The sequence below is a fragment of the bacterium genome (assembly GCA_041648665.1).
Taxonomy (GTDB): Bacteria; UBA10199; UBA10199; order 2-02-FULL-44-16; family JAAZCA01; genus JAFGMW01.
Genome location: JBAZOP010000034.1, coordinates 1 through 19,490 on the forward strand (window position 1 = coordinate 1; position 19,490 = coordinate 19,490).

The following is a 19,490-nucleotide window of genomic DNA, read 5'->3' on the forward strand; positions in this document are numbered from 1 at the left end:
CGCATAGAGATGGACTTCTTCAGCGGCACGAACATGAGCATAGGCTCGATCGCGCCCAGGCTCCGCAGGGCGTACGCTGGGATCGGCCAGACGCACTGGCGAGTGCTCGTGGGCCAGGAATGGGAACTCTTCTCGCCGCTCAACACCGCCACCCTCAACATAGGCTCAAACCTCTGGACCCAGGGGAACCTCGGTTTCAGGAGGCCGCAGATCCGCGCCACCTATATGCACGGAATCGGCGAAGGGAGCGGCATGGAGTTGGCCGCCAGCGCCAACCTGCCGTCCAACGTGATGACGTTCAACGACAGCGGGAACACGACCTGCGTGCCGATGATGGAGGGTTCGTTCGGCTACTATCACAAGCTGCCCGCGGGAAAGCTGTGGGCCTACATCTCAGGCCTCTACGCCAGGCACAACAATGCGACCGCGGGGGCGTCGGACGTTAACAACTGGGGCGTCGCCGCAAGCCTCGAGGTCCCGGTCCACAAATTCTTCAGGCCGTCGGCCGAGTTCCAGTACGGCTACAGCCTGGGCACCGCGCTCTCCATCAGCCAGGACAACCGAAGGCAACGCTCGATATCAGGGTGGGGGCAGATAAAGAGCAACTGGCTCAAGTGGCTCGAGACCAATGTGGGTTACGGAGTCGACGACGCCAAGGGCTCGGAGGTCCCGGCAGGATGGGTGAAGAGAAACCAGATGGGATTTGCCAATCTCATGTTCAAGCCGCACGAACAGTTCGTTATCGGTCTGGAATATAATTACCTGCGCACCACCTATCAGGGGACCGGCGCATCCGAAGGGAACGCGGTGTTCACGAACGTGCTGTTCTACTTCTAGACCGCGTCATTCCGTCGAGGTCCCCTCGATCTCCTCCGCAGGGGTCTTATACTTTCCCTCCTCCGGAGGAGGAGGCGGCTGCCACCTTCTCTTCTTGGGCATGTGTATGTTCTCGTCGTGGGTGCCGACCTCGGAGCCCTGATAGAGGACATCCTCCCTCTGCTGATCCTCGATCCTCTGCTGCTCCTCGTCCTCTTGCCACTGCGCAAAGGCGGAAGACGCCGGCAGGAGCATGGCTGCGATTGCGGCCGCGGCTGCGATCTCTCTTATCTTCATGTCATCCTCCGATACCTCTGCATTGATATCGCACCTGTCGGGACTGTTTTCAAGCTATTGTATCAGCCCCTCTGCAAATTCCTCCATCACCGCCCTGCCCTCTTCAGAGCCCTTGAACGATTCGTCCGCCTTGCGGAAACTCTGCATCACCTTCTTCTCCACCTCTTCGCCCCTGAGCCCGAGCCTGTAGGCGGCGGCAAAATCAGAGGATGCCTTGCCGTATTCGCGCTTTTTTTCGCGGACCAGACCCGCGAGGAACCAGTCGAACGCAGGGACGAGCCCCTTCTCTTTCACAGGCGCGAGCCCCGAGTTTTCCTTGCCCTTCCCCATGCCGGCGATCGAAAGGCAGCGGGCGTATTTCGCATGCCCGCCCTTCTCAGCCCATGACCTGGCGGCGCCGAGATCCCCGCGCACGGCGTTGGATATCACCAGGCCCTGCGTGGCCCTGTATTTGTCGCCGCCCGCCTTCATGCCTCTGGTCAGGAGGCCGTCCACCGCAAAGTCGCCCGACTCCATCCTGGCGTACGCAAGATCGATCAAAAGCCTGCCGTCGCCGGGGGCGGCCGCGAGCTCGCCCTCGATCTTCGCCGCGCGCTTCCGCGCCTCCGCCGTCTCCCTCGGCTCGGCCCTCTCTATCTTTTCCCTTCGCAGCCCGCTGCCGTAGAGCCTGGCCAGGATCGCCCGGGGTTGCCCGGAGGGGACATCCACGGAGAGTTCGGTCACGACCTCGCCGCCCTCGGCCACGATCCGCACGTCGTGTTTGCCCGGCTTCACGAAAAATCTGCCGACTCCGAAGTCCGACGGAAGGCTGCGCCAGCTCCGCTCGTCCGCCTTTTCGGCGGCCGACATCGAGATGCCCAGGAATATGAGGGCTATGCCCGCGATCTGCGCCTCCACCTCGTCCTCTTTTGCCAGCTCCGCCCCTGCAACGTACAGTCCGGTCTGCAACGCGGACTTGACCGCCTTCCGAACAAAGCTGCGCTTCTGCCGCTCGGCCAGAGCCTCGAGTATGTCGCCTCCGATGCCGTAGAACGAGTGGGTGGAGCCGGCCTCAACGTCGTCTATGAAGACCTTCGCATCCCGTGCGCCGCCGGGCCAGGCGACGACGGTAGGCAGCTGCACTGATACGAGGCCCGTGGTGACCGACTCTGAAACGTATTCAGGGGATCTGCCCGCCTCGACGATCACCACTATCTCGCCCTTCTGCCTGCGGTAGTTCTCCGAGGCCTTCCATGCGCCGCTCTCGGAAGAAGGCAGCGCAGACGCAAGCCCGCTCCTGGAGGCGGAATACTTCAGGTCCAGGCCATAGTAAGGGAGGTCCTTGTCCAGCTTGCCGGTTCGCCTGTAGTCTATGAGCGCGTCGCCTATGTGCCCCATCGCCTCCCAGACGACGGCGGAGAGGTAGGTCGCGAACGCGTTGGGCGGGCCGCCTGATTTGCCGTAGACGCGTTCAGAGACGTTCTCGATGCGCCTCACCTCCACCAGCGCCTCGTCCCATTGATCGAGCAGGATATAGTTGAGCATCCGGATCACCGGGATGAGGACCTTCTCGTGCCTGTCGCCGGAGTAATTTACCGCCTCCTCGCTCCACAGAGTTGCGGAGGTCTCGCGCGAGATGCTCTTCGGCTCGTACGCGTTCGAAAGCTCCTCCGCCTCGGCGAGCGCGCGGTTGCTCTCATCGAAGCGGCCCGCCGCGTGCAGGATCATGCCCCTGTCCATGAGATGCAGGAGCCTGTCGCGGGAAGAGGGTTCCACCTTGTCGATGAGCTCCGCAGCCTTATCGTAGTCGCCGCGGAAGAGCGCCGCGTGCGCCGCCCCGGCCTTGGAGTTGTACGTGGAGGCGCAGGAACAGAGGGACATCGCGATCAGAAATGCCGGCACCAGACCGAACGAGCGCGGATTTTCGCGAAGGGAAGCGGTGCGCATATTATATCGTGACGCGCTTCTTCGTGAACTTCTTCTTGATCTCGAGCTCGTCCGCCCAGATGATCTCCGATGTTTCGAGATCAGTTATCTCCATCGTGGTCTTGTAATAGACGATCTCCTTGCGTCCCACCGGCTGCTTTATCGCCGCGATGTGGCCCGAGAGCATCCAGTCGGCGCCGATCTGGCGGCCCTTCTGCTTCGCCGTCTCCGGGCTCACGTAGCCCGAGCCCTGGTATTCCAGCTCGCCGGCGATCTGCTTGCGCAGCCTCTCGTTGAGGAAACGCACCTGGCCCGAGTCGAGCAGGCGCTGGCGGATCATGTTGGTGAGCGAGAGCATGTCGATGTGCTCATCGGTCCCGTTGCTGAAGAGGCTCACGATTACCGCCGGCTTCTTGTCCTGCGTGGCCATGAGCTCGCTAGAGAGCATGGACTTGGCCAGCCTCTCCGCAATCACCTGCAGGTCGGCCTCCACGAACTTGTCCGAGATGAGCCACACCTCTCCCGGATCGATGTACTTGCCCTCGGTATAGACCTTCTTCGTGGCGCACGACCCGAGGCACAGCGCCATGGCGACAAGAATTATCGCAGCTGATTTTGCCTTCATCTTCGCCTCCTATAAAAGGTTTCCCATCTTCTCGGCTATCGTGCGCTCCACGTACTCGCCAAGCGCGCGCACGGCCGACTTCTCCGCCATTGCCTCGCTCTTCGCGTTAGCGCTTGCAGACCAGGTGAGCGTCGAGACCTCCTCGCCGGACGCCGGATCGAATATCGCGAGGTCCAGATCGGCCTGATAGATCTGCATGATCATGTCCTTGCCCATATCGATCGAGCCCTTGTACGTGACGTCGGTGACGCCCTTGAGCTCATACGTTTTTTCTCCGGCAGCCGTCGTCACATACCCTGCGCGATTCAAGCCGTTTATCACATAGCCGCGCACCTTGGCGGCCGGCCCCTCGATCGCCACCGTGAACCTGATCTGCTCCCTCGTCCTGCGAATCGCCTCGCGCAGCGTGGACTCGTGGTAAGGGGCCTCCATGAGCGAGTAGGCGCCTCCCGGCTTGAGTATGGAGAGCAGCTCTTCGATCTGGGTGATCTCGCCGGCCATGGCGAGCGCCCGGTCGTAATGCGATATCACGGAGAGCTGCCTGCCCTTGTCGCGCGCATCGCCGGCAGCATCGACCTCGGACGCGAGGTCCTGCTTTATGCGCTGAGCGCGCTTCTCCAGATTCTTGGAAGCTTCGTAGCGGTCAAGCACGGCGAGCGCGTAGAGGATGCGATCCTTCTTATCCTTGTAGTATTCCTTTATCTCCACGCCATCGAGGACCTGTTTGGCGGTCGCGGTCACGACGTCCGTCTGCGTGGATTTTGCGCCCGAGGCTCCGCCGACCGCGCGCTCGGAGCGCGTGGTCACCTTTACCTCGGAGCGAATCGTCTTCGCGATCTCGGCGCGCGCGCTGTCGCCGGCCCACTCCATCTGCTGACCCTTGCCGCCCTTGTCGAGAGGAGTCGAGCCCAAGCCGATGAAATAGCGCGGTTCAGGGTATTTCTTCGAACTGCCGCCGATCCAATCCGGTCCTGATTTCGCCCAAGCCGTTGAAACCGAAAAGATGAACATCAGTGCGGCTGAAATATAGACGATACGCCTCATGACTCCCTCCGATCACGGTTTTTCAAGCGTCTTCTCCACGCTCTCCTCTTCCGCCTGCTTCAGCTCGTCGATCGTCTTCTCAACCTTTTCCTTAATCTCCCTGTCTATATCTCCGCTCTTCTTCGCGCTCTTCCTCAGGTCGCGCGTCATATCATCGGCAAAGTCCTTTTCGATCGCAGCGAAGAATCGGCTCAAGTCCACCTTGGCGAGCGACTGACACCCCTTATACTTGCCCCCTTTTTTGCAGTACCTGGAGACTATGACCGAGCCCTCCACCGTCTGCTTGGAGCTCGCCTCCACCACGCTCTGGGAGATGGAGAAGTTGCGCGATCGGACCTCCTCCATGTAGTTGCCTACCAGACTCCCCATGAACGAGGCCACCTGGGAGCGGGCGTTGAGATCCGCGCTCTGCCTGAGGTCGTACTTCTCGGTCCAGTCAGGGTTGGAATAGCCGATCGTCATGAAGATATTGCTCTTTCGGTCCCAGGACTGCCCCTCCTTCTTCCACCACTTGCCGTCCGGGTCGAGGTTCTGCCCCCAGTGCGAATCGTCCTTTGCGCATGCGCCTGCCAGCGCAACGCACGCGAGGACCAAAACAATAATGCGAAGATGGTTCTTTTTCATGGCGCCCCCCTGGATTGCGTTCGGATTCAGGGCGTCACGATAGTAAATGCGATGAAGCGTGTAAATAGGCCAAAAAATGGCCCCGGGGAGAACCCCCGGGGCCGATAAAAACAGACACAAACAAATCGGTTCATTACTGGGCAGGCGGTTTGTCAGAACTTGTGATCAGAATATAAGTGTATGCATCGGACGGCGTGAGCTGTCCGGCCAGATCGACCCCCCTGAAAAAGAAATAATAGCTATCGCCCGCCATGAAAATCAGGTCATCATAGCCGTCGTTGTCGACGTCGCCAACCGGGACCCTGCTGAAATCGAGCAAAGTATAAGTTTTATCGTTTCCTATGCTGACGTCATAGTCCCGCTCAAGCGCATAGAACTTGGCCCAAGTGTCGCGCCCATACATGATGAAGAATTTGTACTCTTTCTCACCAACCTCATCCAGGTACGAGGCATTGATCAAAAGGTCCTCATTTCCATCTGCGTTGAGATCCCCGCCCGAACGAACGGTCAACCCCTGATACGAATTCCACTTTTCAATCGTCACGTCGGCATCGGCCTGCGTGAGACCGGCCGGCCATTCCGCCCTGCCGAAGAAGATGTAGATCTTCGGATAATTCAGAGTGTAGATATCGAGCTCGTCAAACACCACCAGCCCGTCGGTCGCGACTATATCGCTGATGCCGTCGGCATTGACGTCCGCCGTATTGACCGTATTGAATATGCGCATATAGGTGTTCATGCCGATCGCAACCGTCGGCGCATCGAGCATCCCGGAGAGGTTCGCAGTGCCGGGGTAAACGAGCAGCTCGGATGAATATACCGTTTTAGTCGTGGGCGTTTCGCGACTGCCCACCAGATCCGCATTCGTGGCCACGGCAACGATATCGCCGAGCCCATCGCCGTTCACGTCCGCCACCTCGGGTGCGATATTCGCCATGCTGTACGAAGGCGCATCGGACACATAGCCTATGATCCCCTGCTCGGCCGCAGCCGCCGAAACCTCCGTGGGCACCATGCCCACGATCAGCGGCAACTGACCTTTTATGATGCTCACGACGTAATAGGAGGAGCCCTTCATCGGCTCGCATACTTCATTCATTGAGATATCGTTGATCCCGTCTCCGTCCACATCGCCGATATCCTGGGCCGAGACTACCACGCACTCCTTGCCGCTCTCAGAAAGATAACCGGTGCCGGAGAACGCCGATAGAGCGGTCATCTCAGCCATGGTGGCCTCGGTAACAATAGACGCCAAACCGCTGCTGCGATACGCTGAGAAACCCACCTTTCCCGACCCGTCCATGTTCGTGATCATATCGCTCATGGTGAAAGCCGTTGACCCGGCGTCGATATTCCAGAGGCTGTCAACGAAATCATACGGATCAATCAAGACACCCTTTGAAGCTATGATACTCTCGCCGTTCAGGACAAAGGAGTAATAGTGTTCCTTGCCGTCTTTGTCCGTGTATTTGTATCGCACCGGATAATCCGCAGTGCAGTATTGACTCCCGTCAAAATCATACGGGTTCGATCTCATGGCCACGACGTTCGGTGAACTTCGAACAGTGACGTTGAGGTTGGCGCAATACGGGAATGCCCCGTAGATGGTGTACCTCTTTCCGTTGGTGGACCGGAACGTGTTGTTTATCCTCAGGTCATTGCCTTCCTCATCGGCGACAGAGGCCTCGAACAATGACTCATCCACCGCCTCGTCGAATTCGACGACGATCCCCCTCCCTCCCATGTCAGAGGAGTCCGTCGACGCGATCGCGATCACGGTGCCGCCGCTCGTCCCTCCGCCCCCATCTTCCCCTTCACTCTCGGCATCCGGGAACGTGATTGCGCCGCCCATCCTGCAGCCGGACGCAAAAAGGACGAGACCTGCGGAGAAAAGGAAGATCAGGAGCGTCTTCAGGCAATAGCTCCGATCCAGACAAATGGCCCTGGTCATAATGACCTCCCGTCGATAAAATATGTAACCATCTAATCCATATACACAAATAAGCACTAATCGTGCCAAGAGGCTCAGCCAATGTATCCTATTAACATATTGATATTATTAGATATTACAACCAGGACTGATTTCGGCAGGGTATAAATATACTCTTAATCGCCAAAAAATTGACTATCTGTCAAATTATCCGACAGCTTTAATCTGGGTCTTGAAGGAGCTCCGCATCCTGGTGAAGAGCGAAAAGAGCGAGCGGTCGCGAAAGTCCGGGAAGGCCCAGGGCAGCGGCTCCCATCCCTTGTTGTACCAGAGCAGCACGTCCGCGTATGCGCCGGGCGCCAGCGCCACTTTGTGGCCGCCGTGTTTTCCGGAGACGAGCACGAGCTTGGAGGAGTCCAGATAGCCCGGGTCGATGTTGACAATCCTCCTGCCCTTGACTGCGAAGCGGTATTCCACCTCCTGCGTGAACTGTTTGAATCCGGCCGCAGCCTCCCCGGGCATGAGCTTTGAAAACGAGACAAAGCAGCGCGAGAGATCGGGTCCCATCTCGGGTTCGTAATAATTCGTGTGACTGAAGGCTTGCCAATCGCCTCTGATGTCGGGCTCGCCGAAGAGCGGCTCCATCATCTCGAGCACGCCTTCGATGAGATCGGTGCGCGACGTGAGCAAACCTGCGATAGGTTTTACGAGGCTGTTCATCGCAATCCTTTCCATGCGTCGTGCGCCATGGACACGAGGCGACGGTCGATGCCGAAGCTCCGCTCGACCTCTGCGGCGAAACCCGCATCGAGGCGCACATGGTTCTTTTCCCCTTCGCGCACGAGCCGCATCCTTCCATCGCGCATGTAAAGCTGACCCTCGCCGGTGAGCCGCGATACGCACAGATGCCTCATCATGGGCCAGTCGAACGAGTCCATCCAGCGGCCGCGGAACACCTCGTCCGAGACCGGCTGATCGCGCAGCCTGTACCTTATCTTCCGCGCGCCGTCGCGCTCCGAGATGAGCATGAGCTGGCTCGATGCGCCGAGGCGCACCAGCCTCTGCGCACCCAACTGACCGCGCTGGACCGACTCGCCGCTCTCGGGGATCAACAGCGGCTCCTGCATCAGATAGCCCGGGTCCACGAGAAACTTGTCGCGCCCCATGCGGACCACGAGCGCACAGTGCGTATCCGCTCCGTAGGAGCGGTCGCAGAGCACGGGATAGATATCGAATCCGCTGAAGGAGAGGACCTGCCTGAAGAAGTGCGTGAGCGAGAAACACGTCCCGCCGGCGCCGAGCTCGAGATGATCCTTGAGAACGATCTCCGGCGTTCGGATGCGCTCTTCAAAGTCTGAAAACTCCGCAGCGCGCAGGACCTTGGTGAAGTTCTCGTACGGGAGCCTCGCGAACTCATGCGCCAATGCCGCGAGATGCGCCAAATCCGCCCCGGCCTCGCGCGCGCCGACGAGCCTCAGGAACTCCCGCGCCGTGTCGCTGTAGTCGCCGCGGATCATGATTTTTTTTGATGCTTCTTTCTCCACTTGTACGGCTCTTCGAAGGATGGCTTGGGAGAAACCTTTGCGGCCTCGAGTATCTGCAGGGCGAACTCGGGCATGCCGTTGTCGCCGAAGTGGGATATGCTTTCGTACGCAAGACCGGCCTTGATGAGCTTTGCGCCGAGCAGCTCCCCGTCGAGCAGCACGTGCGCCAGGGTTCGGCCGTACCGGTCTTTGCCTGACCTGACGATCAGCACGCGGCCCGCTTTTTTGATCGCATCCTCCGTGAACCCCGCGGCATCCCTCCCGCCTTCCTGGTCCTTTGCTATCCCGTGCCTCGGGTGGCTTATCTCGGGAGCATCGACTCCCAGCATGCGGATATCCTCGCCCCTGCATTCGAACGTGTCGCCGTCGTCGAAATCGATCTTCGAGATCGGGCACTCCGCGACGTCGAGCTTCCTGTAAGGCCCCTTCTTTTTCGCGGCTGCGTAGGCTGGAAGAGAGACGAGCAGGAATGCCGACGTCAAGGCCGAGCAGAAAATAATTTTGAAGGATCGCTTCATGCGAATATCCTCTCGCACTCGTCGAGCGCCGCGTCCGCATCAACGACCGCCGTCACTCCCTTTATCTCCCAGGTCCCTATGCCGATGACCGGTTTCCCCGCTGCGCGAGACATGGCGATCTCGGAGAGGGTGCCGTACGCGCCGCCGATCGCGATCACGGCCTGCGCCGTGTGGGCGATGATGGCGTTCCTGGCGTAACCCATGTTGGTCGCGATCGATATGTCGACGTAGCGGTTCGCCGAAGAGGCGTCCGCGTGCGGCACGACGCCCACCACCGTCCCCCCGGCCTTGGACGCGCCCTTGCTCGCCGCCTCCATCACGCCGGAGAGCCCTCCGGTCACCAGCACCCAGCCACGCCTCCCGATGAGCTCGCCGACCCTCTCAGCTATCTCGGCTTCCTTGAGGGATGCCTTCGACCCGCCGATCACCCCGATTATCGTCTTTCTCATCTTCCCTCCGCATCCAGTCTTTTGTCCGCAAGCGCGCGCCATATCCTAAGAGGGATGCTCCGCCTTATGTCAATCGCCTTGTGCGGGCACGCCTCGTGGCAGCAGAAACACTCTATGCACCTGCGCTTCGCTATCTTCGGCGCGCGTGACTCGTCGGGCCAGTCTATCGCCGCCACGGGGCACGATCGGACGCACAGCCCGCAGAGGAGACACCTTGCGCGCGATATACTCGGCTCCGCCTTCAGGCGTTTCCATATGATCCTCGTGACGAAGTGGGATATCCGCCAGTCGCGCACCCCCCTGACGTAGGTCGCCGGCAAAAGGAAACCGGCCGGCCTCAGCGCGTCGATCGGGTCTCCCACTGCGGCGGCTCCGTCGCACTCGCGCCATAACCCCAGAGAGACCGCGGCCCTGACGGTGTCCACCTCCATGGGCGCCACTCCCACGAGCACGCAGCATGCCCAGTCCACCGCGTGCATGTTTACGCCGGCGGCTATGACTCCGAGATTCTTGAGGGGCCCGCCCGAGGGACCGTTGCCCTCCATCGCTACCACGCCGTCTATGATGCTGAGCGCTGGCTTCACGGCCTCCGCGAGCCTGACGCACATCTCTGAGAACTCGTACGGCTTCGGGTTCTTCGCGTGAAGCGCCGACTTCTGAAGCCCGCATATGCAGCCGTACATGTTTTTCACGGCCAGCGTCATCACCGTGAGGCTGTGGGTCTTGAGCTTGGGAAGATTCACGATGACGTCGGCGGCCAGGGGGACCTTTGATATGAGGAAGCCCGCGCGCTCATCGCTGCCCGCCGCTTCGAAGGGTTTCTCTATCAGCCCCTCGCGCCTGCAGGCCTCCCTGATGCCCGTGACCTCCCAGACCTGATCCCTCGGATGCACGCCGTTCGAGCTGTCGCCCACCCACACCTCTGCTCCGGCCTTCTTGAATATCCTGCCGGCTGCAGCGACGAACTCGGGATGCGTGGTCGTCGCCATCGAGACCGCGAACGCGCCGAGCATGTTGGGCTTGAGCAAAACTCTCTTTCCGCGCACCGCCGCGAGATCGAACCCGGCTGCGTCGATCGCCCTGCGGATAGAGGCCTCCAGAGAGATCGGCTCGTAATCCCTCTGCCCTATGAACGCCACTTTGTGCTGCATGCGCCCGATAATGCCCTGCTGCATCGCAGAATACAAGCGATCAACTAGGAGGTGAGAAGTCTGAGGGCCTCGGAGTATTTCTCGGCGGTCTTTGCCACCACTTCGGGCGGGAGCTCGGGCGCGGGCGGCTTTTTGTCCCAGCCGCTGGCCACGAGCCAGTCGCGCACGTACTGCTTGTCGAAGGATGGCTGCGCGCGCCCCGGGGCATAGCCGGCCACGGGCCAGAAACGCGAGGAGTCCGGGGTGAGGACCTCATCGATGAGGATGAGCTTATCGCCCAGGATGCCGAACTCGAACTTGGTGTCCGCGATGATGATCCCGCGCTCGCGCGCGTAGGCCGCAGACTCCTCGTAGATGCGGATCGATACGTCGCGAACGCGCCCTGCCAGATCGCGGCCTATGAGCTTTGCGGCCTTTTCAAATGAGATATTCTCGTCGTGCAGCCCGATCTCCGCCTTTGTGGATGGAGTGAATATGGTCTCAGGAAGCTTGTCCGACTCCTTGAGCCCCTTCGGCAGTTCCATGCCGCAGATCGCGCCCGTCCTCTGATAGTCCTTCCAGCCGGAGCCGGAGATGTAGCCGCGCACGATCGCCTCGACCGGCAGGGAGCAGGCCTTCTTCACCACCATGGCGCGCTCGCCTATCCTGTGCACCCATTCCTTGTCCTTGACCACGTCCGAGAGCGTGCGCCCGCTCACGTGGTTTGGAATGATGGAGCGGGTGCGATCGAACCAAAATCGCGACATGTTCGTGAGTATCTCTCCCTTGCGCGGGATAGGAGTCGGCAGCACAACGTCGAAGGTGGAGATGCGGTCGGTGGCGATGATGAGCAGCTCGTCGCCCAGATCGTAGATGTCGCGGACCTTGCCTCGCGCCTTGAGTTTCAAACCCGGAATCTCGGTCTTCACGAGCACGTCTGCCATATGGATCTCCTTTATCTCTGCGCGCCATGAGGGACTCGAACCCCCGACCCCCTGGTTCGAAGCCAGGTGCTCTATCCACTGAGCTAATGGCGCAAACTAAAGGCCCCTGCGCTATACAGCAGGGGCCTTGAAGGTTCCACAAAAATCATACGCCATCAGCAGGTGCATTCGAGCGTACAGCCTCCCGTCGCATCCTCCACAAGCGTGCAGGTCAAATTCTGGCCACCGCAGACCGCTGTGATCTGACCTCCACAGGTATTCGGAGTAATCCCCGTGCTCACGACATTGGTGCACTCGCCGAAAGTCGTCATGTTCACCGTAAACGTCGTGAGATCAGCCGACGCCGTCATAGTGCCGGTAAATACCGAACTATCGGCGGCAGTGCAGGTTGTCCAGGTAAGCGTGCTCTCCGCAAGATCCACCACCACGTTGCCCGAGACCGGGCAGGGGCAATCGGTTTGAACCTGGGTGATGCACTGTTGAATCGTCGCATCCTCTATTATCGTTCCAAACGAATCGAATGACCGGATGGCCGCTTCTTCCGCAGCAGTGCAGTCCGTGCTGCTGCTTCCTCCGCAGCCGATAAAGGAAGCCATGCAAAGCAGCATTGCAACGATCGCGATCCTCTTCATACCCCCTCCTTTGTCAGTTTTTTCAGTTTTAAGCCCTGCGGAATCTTCTGTCAATCACGGTTTCCGTAGGCCGCGGTGACCGTTGTGGCGATCCCGCCCCTGACGTTGAAATGCGCCTTCACCTCGATCCAGCGCGGCGATATCTTCGCCACGATATCGTTGAGGATTTGGTTGGTCACCGCCTCGTGGTATGCGCCCTCGTCGCGATAGCTCCACAGGTACAATTTCAGAGACTTGAGCTCCACACAGAGCTTCGCGGGGACATATCTTATAATGATGCGGGCGAAGTCCGGCTGCCCGGTCATGGGGCAGAGGCAGGTGAACTCCGGGCAATCCATCTCGATCTCGTAGGGACGCTCGGAGTTCGGATTGGGAAACACCGCCAGTTCTTTTGAAGGCTCAGTAGGCATATTTTTACCAGATGCAGCTCTCCGGCTCCGTGGCCACCAGATCGTTGTACTCGGTGAACGTCCCTTCCTTTATGAGCCCCCCCTCGAACTCCACGGTGTAAATCCGCCAGTACTCGTAGGAGTTGGGGTTCGCCGACGGGATCTCGAAGGTCTTGCCTATGCCAGCGCCCTGCACCGACACGACGGCCCTCACCGGGTTGCCCTCCAGGTCCACGCTCTCCTGATTGATCAGCCCGTCGCCGGCGAATTTCGGAACGTAGAAGCAGTATAAGCCGTCGAACACGGCGGGCATAACGGTCGTGACCTCCGGGCCGTAAGAGAAGCGGTCGTCCGTATCAAGAGCTATGTACGGAGCGGTGGCGAGCGCGCCCTGGTCGTTATAGAAGATGTGGACGTTCTCGCTGCGCGTGTGGCTGTCTATGTCGCGAGGATCCTTGCCCCAGGTGAGGGTCGTGGTGAGAAGCGGGCTGTCGAACACGAAATCGCCGATGGAGTAGCAGCCGTTGGCAGGGCACGAGTCCACGGGAAACGAGACGTTCACGTCGGGCGACGTCCCTGTGATGTAGTCGGCGACCTCTATCCATCGAGTGCTGTCGCCGACCCTGCATGTGTAGCCCAGCCCCACGGGTGCCGGCACGCAGAAGTTTCCCGCCTCCGCTATCTGCGACTCCGTCCTCCATCCTGCGCCTATGCAGCCGGCGGTGACCAGATTGCCCGCGATCTCCACCGGCTCGCCGGAGACGTTGCCGGTGAGGCAGGCGCTCTGTTTGAATTCCCCGGCGTGAATCCAGCTTATGTGGTCGACCTCGCCCTGATAATACTGGTTCGCGCCCGCAACACCCGGCGGCGTGCCCCCGCAATTTTTCGTAAACTGGCCCGTGTTGTATTCGTTCCATTCGGCGGTGTCGGTTGCAAACCTCCAGCCCGGCAGGGAAGCCGGTTTCGCCTGACACTCAGACGAAGCGCCGTAGACGGGGATGCGCACCGTAACCGTCTTGCCCGCGCACACGGAGAGGGGCACCCCGTTCTGATCGCAATATATCTCCATGAGCGCGCTCGACACCGATATGCCCCTGGTGAGGCCATCGACCTTGAGCGAGAGGAACGAATTGGGCGCCTCGTCCGGCATCTCGACCGCAGAGACGTCGATGGGCGTGAACGAGCAGTTGATCGTGCCTGAGACCGCCACGCCGCTCGCGTCGCACAACTCGCTCGCATCGAACGTGAGACTGGAGCCGGTGTTCGCGGGGTCCAGAGCCTCTCCGCCCGTCTCAGCGTCAGGGACCGCCACCGGCTCGCCGCGGGCGGCTAGGACCGTGGGCGTGATCGGCGTCAGAGACTTGGCTATGACGAGTATCTCGCGGCACTTCTCCACGTAGCCCGTTGCGTTGAAGCAGAACACCCGGGAGGCCGCCTCGATACCCGACGCCGTGTACCAACCCTGGGTATTGGCGGTGGCGATGAGTGCGCCGTCGAGGGTGACCGTGGCGCCGACGGTGATGCCCACATCGCTCTCGTCGACTACGCTGCCCTGTATGCAGCCCATGGTCGCACCGCCGCAGATGTCGTCGTCCACGCCGGCGCCGCCCCCTCCACCGCCGCCGTTGTCGTCAGTGGTCGTCTTGCAGGTGAAGAAGAGGGCCGAGAACAGGATTATGACCGCGGCCGTGATTAATTTGCGAAATCCCATAATTATTTGATCGGCGCGTCCACCTGCCGGGCGATCACGCCCGCCTCGGAGAGGAGCCGCAGCGGCACCTCGGCGATGGTGTAGGCCTTGTCGTAGACTACCTCCGCAAGCCCGGAGTTGATGATCATCTTGGTGCAGATGAGGCACGGCGAATAGGTGGTGTAGATCGTGCCGCCCTTGATGGAGACCCCGTGGTACGCGGCCTGGACGATGGCGTTCTCCTCGGCGTGAGAGCAGAGGCATTCGTCCAGTTTCTCGCCCGAGGCGCCGAAGCGGTTGCAGCGCGGACAGCCGCCCTCGTTGCAGTTTTTGATCCCGCGCGGAGTGCCGTTGTAGCCCGTGGATATGATGCGGCGGTCTCTCACGATCACGGCCGCGATCTTGCGCTTGATGCAGTTCCCGCGCAGGGCTACGACCTTGGCGATGTTCATGAAGTACTCGTCCCACGAGAGGCGCTTGCTGTCCGCGGCGAGAGCCTGGACCACCTGGCGCACCTGCTCCTTGAGCTCATCGACCGTGCCGTTGTTGAAGACGACCGCGTCCGCCATGGCCGCGGTGCGATTGAGCTGCTGCGTGGTCGGATCGGGCGTCGACGCCTCGCGCGCCTCGTACTCCAAAAACTGCTCGTACGTGGAGGGGTCGCTCTCGCGGCCGCGCGATTTCATGCGCGCGAAACGCACCTCGGGGTCCGCCTCGATGGATATCAGATGAAAATCGCGGCGGCGCCTGAGCACCTCCACCTCGAACGGGTTCCTTATGGAGTCCACGATCGCATGCGCCTCGGGCGACAGCTTCGCCAGCGTCCTCTCGGCCAGCGCGCCGGCCCCGTGGGCGGCCCTCATCTCGTTGCCGATCTCGATGAGCGCCTCGCGCGTGACCTTCTTGCCGCGGTCCGTGAGCTCGTCGCGCAGGATATCCGAGAGCGAGTGATACTCGTAGCCGCTGTCGGTGAGGAAGCGCGCCACCTCTCCCTTGCCCGAACAGTTCTTCCCTGTGAGCCCTATGATCATGGACGGCCGATCTATCAGAAAGAGACGTGCTTGACAACCGGTAAGCCTTGTCTAGAATTCGTCCGCCATGATCGTCGTGGAACACATAAAGAAGCATTTCGGCCATGTCCGGGCGCTCGACGACATAAGCTTCGAGATCGCCCGCGGCGAGGTCGTGGGCCTGCTCGGCCCCAACGGCGCAGGCAAGACCACGACCATGCGGATAGTGACCGGTTTTCTCGCCCCGAACAGCGGCTTCGCCACAATCGCAGGCATAGAGGTGGGCGAGGACGCGATCGAGGCGCGCAGGCGCATCGGATATCTGCCTGAAAACGCCCCCCTGTACACCGACCTCGAGGTGATCGAGCATCTGGACTACGTGGGGAAGCTCAGGGGCATGGCCGGCGCGGAGCGCACACGGAGGATCTCCGAAGTGGTCGAGACCTGCGGACTCTCCCAAGTCTCCGGCCGCAGCGTGGGCCACCTGTCCAAAGGCTTTCGCCAGCGCGTGGGCCTAGCCGCAGCCATGCTCCACAGGCCAGAGATACTTATCCTCGACGAGCCCACGTCAGGGCTCGACCCGAACCAGATCGCCGAGATCCGGTCGCTCATCCGAGAGATCGGACGCGAACGCACGGTAGTGCTCTCCACACATATAATGCAGGAGGTCGAAGCGACCTGCTCGAGGGCGATAATAATAAACGCCGGCCGCATAGTGGGACAGGGCACCATCGAAGAGCTCATGAGCTCCCCTGCCGGCCGATCGCAGTACACCATAGCCGCGCGCGCCAGCCGCGAGAGGATAGTGAACGAGCTCGCCAAGCTCTCCGGCGTCTCGTTCCACGAATGGCTCTCCAGTCCCGCGGACGAGAGGCAGAGGCTCTCGCTCGACAGCGAGGACGGCAAGGACCGCTCCGAAGAGATATTCCGCTGGGCGGCGGACAACGGCATCACCCTCTCCGAGCTGATGAGAAACAGCGCATCGCTGGAAACGGTTTTCAGGGAGTTGACGCAAAAATTATGAACAACACTTTGACGATCGCATGGCGCGAATACAGGGCCTACTTCACAAGCCCCATCGCCTACGTCTACCTCACGGTCTTCCTCGTTGCGGTGAACTGGCTCTTCTTCCGCGGGTTCTTCATCATGGGCGAGGCCAGCATGCGCGAGCTCTACGACATGCTGCCGTGGATATTCCTCTTCTTCGTCCCGTGCGTCACGATGGGGAAATGGGCGGAGGAGCGCAGGCAGGGGACCCTCGAGATCATCCTGACCTTGCCTGTGCGCGACATCGAGATAGTGATCGGGAAATTCCTGGCCAGCCTCTCGCTCATCGCCACCGCGCTGGCGCTCACGCTGCCGGCCGCGCTCACGGTCGCGCTCATAGGCAATATGGACTGGGGCCCGGTGGTCGGAGGATACGCCGGCGCGCTCCTGCTGGCCGGAGCGTACGTCTCGCTCGGGCTCCTCGTCTCCTCGTTCACCGACAGCCAGATCATCGCGTTCATCGGAGGCGTGGCGACGATCTTCATCATGCTCATAATAGGGACTTCCTTCGTCATCGGGACCGCCGGGACGCCTTGGAGCAAGATCGTGGCGTACCTGGGGCTGGGCACGCATTTCGTCTCCCTGTCCAGGGGCGTGATAGACTCCAGGGACGTCATCTACTATCTGTCGTTCATGACTCTGTTCATATATCTCAACTTTAAGATCGTAGGCTCCAGGGCGAGGCGATAAGATGAAGAGGACCTCGATCACAATATTCTTAACCGCCGCGATAGTGCTGGCGCTGGCCAACTACCTGGCTTCAAGGCATCCGCTGCGCCTCGACCTCACCCAGAACGGAGTCTACACCCTCTCGAAATCCACCAGGGCGATAGTCCGGAATTTGAACGACGTGTTGACCGTGCGAGTCTACTTCTCCGAGAAGGTTCCGCCTGCGATGCTGGGGCTCAGGCGCGAAGTGGACGATCTGCTCTCCGAACTCAAGGATTCCGCAGGCGCCAGGATCAACGTCGAACACATAGACCCCGCGGCAAGCGCCATGGACGAGCAGAAGGCGGCGCTCATGGGGATCATGCCCGTGCAGCTGAACGTCTACGAGGGCGACAAGGTCGAGGTCGCGAAGATATACCTCGGCATCGCCGTGCTCTACGGAGACAAGCAGGAGGTCCTCCCCGTGGTCCACAGCGCAGCCAACCTCGAATACGAGCTCGCGGAATCCATCCTCAAGGTCTCCACGGACAAACTCACGCGCATAGGATGGTGGGAGGGAAGAAATGGCGAGGATGAGGTCTCCCCTTACGCGCTGATACGCGACGCGCTCTCGCGACGCTACGACGTGGTCGATATAGGCCCTGCCTACCGGCAAGCAGGCAAAGGCGAGCTCGTTGATCTCGATCCTGCGGAGCTTCGCGCCGTCTTGCTCGTCTCGCCCAGGACGCTGGGCGAAGCCGACCTCTTCGCCCTGGACCAGTACATCGTCAAGGGAGGCAGGCTGATGGCGCTCATCGACCGGAGCGACGTGGGCGCCAAACTCGACATCTCCCCCGTGGCGAGCGACGCATTCGACCTCATCGCCCATTACGGCGCCACGATCGAAGACGAGCTTCTGCTCGACGAGTCGAACGCGACCGCGGCCTTCACCGGCGGCCCCGTGACGTATCACATCCCGTACGCATTCTGGCCCGAGGTGATCGACTCCGGCTTCAACAGGGAAAGCCCTGTCACCGTAAACCTGCAGTCAGCCGTGTTCCCGTGGACCTCGCCGCTCTCGCTCGCACAAGAGGATGCGGACGCATGGATCGCAAGGAGCACGGACAAGTCGGCCGCAATACCCGTGTCGGGCGCAAGCCTGGAGCCGAGATTCGCGACAGATAACCTCGCCAAAGCGGCGCGCTCGAAGCACGCGATCGCAGCGCTCCTGAAAGGGCCCTTCAAGAGCTATTTCTCCGGCACAGGGAAGACCGCGCCAAAGGGGGCGGCGGTGCTCGCGGAGGGCGGAAACGAAGCCGCGATATTCGTGACAGGGTCCTCACACTGGATCATGGACAAGGTCCTCATGAAATTCCCGCAGAACGCCGACCTCTTCCAGAATGCGCTGGACTGGCTTTCCATGAGTGATTCCCTGATGGGGATCCGCTCGCGCGAAGGCGCGCGCAGGCCCATCGCCCTGTTGCCCGACGCGGCAAAATCCCTCTTGAGATACGTCAACCTGGCTATCGGGCCGATGGCGATAGGCGCCATAGGCGTGGGGACCGTGATCCTCCGACGCAGGCGCAGAAAAAAGATCGAAACCAGGTTTCGCAAGGCCTCATGAAGATCATCAAGGACAAGCGCCCTCTCATCTATCTCGCGATCGCCGTCGCCGCCGCGATCGTTGTGCTCTTCATCGAGAACCCTGACATGCCAAGGGTGGACGACGCCTCGCGCGACACGTTCATACCCGAATTCGACAGCGCGCTCGTGGCGCGCATCGAGGTGACGCAGCTGCTCGAGGCCGCGGCCCTCGAGCGCGAGGGAGAGGACTGGAAGGTGACGGAGCGGATCAGCCCCATGAAGAAAGAGCTGTATGAGAAAGAGGGAAAGGATCTCCCGGAGGAGGAGTGGAAGCCCGCCGAGAGGGCCAGGGTCTCCCACGCGCTCGGGGGTTTCGGAGGTCTCAATAAAGGAATTGTGGTATCCCAGAACCCGGACAATCAGGAGCTCTTCCAGGTGAAGAACACCGGCGTCAACGTCCTGCTGTTGGACAAGGGCGGCGATGAGATCGCGGAGGTCGTGATAGGCAAGAATGGGCCCGACTACGGCAGCACGTACGTCCGCCGCTCGAATGAAGACAAGGTGTATCTGGTGGACCGAGCGCTGGTCGGACTCTTCTCGCCCGTCGCCTCCGACTGGCTCGCACAGGAGACACAAAAAAATCCCGCGGAGGGTTCTCCCTAGC

The 19,490-nt window shown here is 60.7% G+C and carries 21 protein-coding genes and 1 tRNA gene; 5 read left to right on the forward strand and 17 right to left on the reverse strand.

Translation table 11 applies throughout. From position 1 onward, the window contains the following. A partial coding sequence (locus tag WC683_11350) for a hypothetical protein (protein MFA4973202.1) occupies positions 1-837 on the forward strand: 837 nt, incomplete at its 5' end. A gap of 6 nt (positions 838-843) precedes the next feature. On the opposite strand, the gene WC683_11355 is transcribed toward WC683_11350, so the two are convergent. From WC683_11355 to WC683_11435, 17 genes are all read right to left on the reverse strand, one after another. Continuing rightward, positions 844-1,113 (reverse strand): hypothetical protein, encoded by a 270-nt coding sequence (locus tag WC683_11355; protein MFA4973203.1) that lies wholly within the window; start codon positions 1,111-1,113, stop codon positions 844-846. A gap of 54 nt (positions 1,114-1,167) precedes the next feature. After that, positions 1,168-3,039 (reverse strand): hypothetical protein, encoded by a 1,872-nt coding sequence (locus WC683_11360; protein MFA4973204.1) that lies wholly within the window; start codon positions 3,037-3,039, stop codon positions 1,168-1,170. 1 nt (position 3,040) lies between these two features. Further along, positions 3,041-3,643 carry a penicillin-binding protein activator LpoB gene (gene lpoB, locus WC683_11365; protein MFA4973205.1) on the reverse strand — a complete coding sequence of 201 codons (603 nt, stop codon included), beginning with the start codon at positions 3,641-3,643 and terminating at the stop codon, positions 3,041-3,043. A 9-nt stretch (positions 3,644-3,652) separates the two neighbouring features. Next, the gene (locus WC683_11370; GenBank protein MFA4973206.1) at positions 3,653-4,687 is read right to left on the reverse strand and encodes an LPP20 family lipoprotein; all 1,035 of its coding nucleotides are present in this window, start codon (positions 4,685-4,687) and stop codon (positions 3,653-3,655) included. Between the two features lie 12 nt (positions 4,688-4,699). After that, complete coding sequence (locus WC683_11375; protein ID MFA4973207.1) at positions 4,700-5,311, reverse strand: hypothetical protein; 612 nt, start codon at positions 5,309-5,311, stop codon at positions 4,700-4,702. A 133-nt stretch (positions 5,312-5,444) separates the two neighbouring features. Continuing rightward, a complete protein-coding gene (locus WC683_11380; protein MFA4973208.1) occupies positions 5,445-7,262 on the reverse strand; it encodes a hypothetical protein in 1,818 nt (605 codons plus the stop codon). A 186-nt stretch (positions 7,263-7,448) separates the two neighbouring features. Further along, on the reverse strand, positions 7,449-7,976 hold the full coding sequence (locus WC683_11385) for a DUF4416 family protein (GenBank protein MFA4973209.1): 528 nt from the start codon (positions 7,974-7,976) through the stop codon (positions 7,449-7,451). Beyond that, entirely contained in the window at positions 7,958-8,785 is an 828-nt protein-coding gene (locus WC683_11390; protein MFA4973210.1) for an arylamine N-acetyltransferase, read from the reverse strand. The genes WC683_11385 and WC683_11390 overlap by 19 nt, the downstream gene beginning before the upstream one ends. Beyond that, positions 8,755-9,303 (reverse strand): thermonuclease family protein, encoded by a 549-nt coding sequence (locus WC683_11395; GenBank protein MFA4973211.1) that lies wholly within the window; start codon positions 9,301-9,303, stop codon positions 8,755-8,757. The genes WC683_11390 and WC683_11395 overlap by 31 nt, the downstream gene beginning before the upstream one ends. Further along, positions 9,300-9,752, reverse strand: a complete 453-nt coding sequence (locus WC683_11400; GenBank protein MFA4973212.1) for a TIGR00725 family protein — start codon at positions 9,750-9,752, stop codon at positions 9,300-9,302. Before WC683_11400 ends, WC683_11395 begins: the two co-directional genes overlap by 4 nt. Then, the gene (locus tag WC683_11405; protein ID MFA4973213.1) at positions 9,749-10,903 is read right to left on the reverse strand and encodes a DUF362 domain-containing protein; all 1,155 of its coding nucleotides are present in this window, start codon (positions 10,901-10,903) and stop codon (positions 9,749-9,751) included. Before WC683_11405 ends, WC683_11400 begins: the two co-directional genes overlap by 4 nt. A 44-nt stretch (positions 10,904-10,947) precedes the next feature. Then, the gene (locus WC683_11410; GenBank protein MFA4973214.1) at positions 10,948-11,826 is read right to left on the reverse strand and encodes a phosphoribosylaminoimidazolesuccinocarboxamide synthase; all 879 of its coding nucleotides are present in this window, start codon (positions 11,824-11,826) and stop codon (positions 10,948-10,950) included. A gap of 20 nt (positions 11,827-11,846) precedes the next feature. Beyond that, a tRNA-Arg gene (locus tag WC683_11415) sits at positions 11,847-11,919 on the reverse strand. Positions 11,920-11,981: 62 nt separating this feature from the next. Continuing rightward, positions 11,982-12,458, reverse strand: coding sequence for a hypothetical protein (locus WC683_11420; GenBank protein ID MFA4973215.1), 477 nt, complete (start codon positions 12,456-12,458; stop codon positions 11,982-11,984). Between the two features lie 50 nt (positions 12,459-12,508). After that, positions 12,509-12,868, reverse strand: coding sequence for a preQ(1) synthase (gene queF / locus WC683_11425; protein ID MFA4973216.1), 360 nt, complete (start codon positions 12,866-12,868; stop codon positions 12,509-12,511). Positions 12,869-12,872: 4 nt separating this feature from the next. Further along, positions 12,873-14,558, reverse strand: coding sequence for a hypothetical protein (locus WC683_11430; GenBank protein MFA4973217.1), 1,686 nt, complete (start codon positions 14,556-14,558; stop codon positions 12,873-12,875). Between the two features lie 2 nt (positions 14,559-14,560). After that, complete coding sequence (locus tag WC683_11435; GenBank protein ID MFA4973218.1) at positions 14,561-15,568, reverse strand: deaminase; 1,008 nt, start codon at positions 15,566-15,568, stop codon at positions 14,561-14,563. 67 nt (positions 15,569-15,635) lie between these two features. Between WC683_11435 and WC683_11440 the strand changes: the two genes are divergently transcribed. Genes WC683_11440 through WC683_11455 form a run of 4 tightly spaced genes read left to right on the forward strand, consistent with a single transcriptional unit; the run spans position 15,636 to position 19,489 of the window. Next, entirely contained in the window at positions 15,636-16,571 is a 936-nt protein-coding gene (locus WC683_11440; protein ID MFA4973219.1) for an ATP-binding cassette domain-containing protein, read from the forward strand. Further along, entirely contained in the window at positions 16,568-17,284 is a 717-nt protein-coding gene (locus tag WC683_11445) for an ABC transporter permease (protein ID MFA4973220.1), read from the forward strand. The genes WC683_11440 and WC683_11445 overlap by 4 nt, the downstream gene beginning before the upstream one ends. Position 17,285: 1 nt before the next feature. Next, on the forward strand, positions 17,286-18,866 hold the full coding sequence (locus WC683_11450) for a GldG family protein (GenBank protein MFA4973221.1): 1,581 nt from the start codon (positions 17,286-17,288) through the stop codon (positions 18,864-18,866). Further along, entirely contained in the window at positions 18,863-19,489 is a 627-nt protein-coding gene (locus WC683_11455) for a DUF4340 domain-containing protein (GenBank protein ID MFA4973222.1), read from the forward strand. Before WC683_11450 ends, WC683_11455 begins: the two co-directional genes overlap by 4 nt. Position 19,490: the final 1 nt, after the last annotated feature.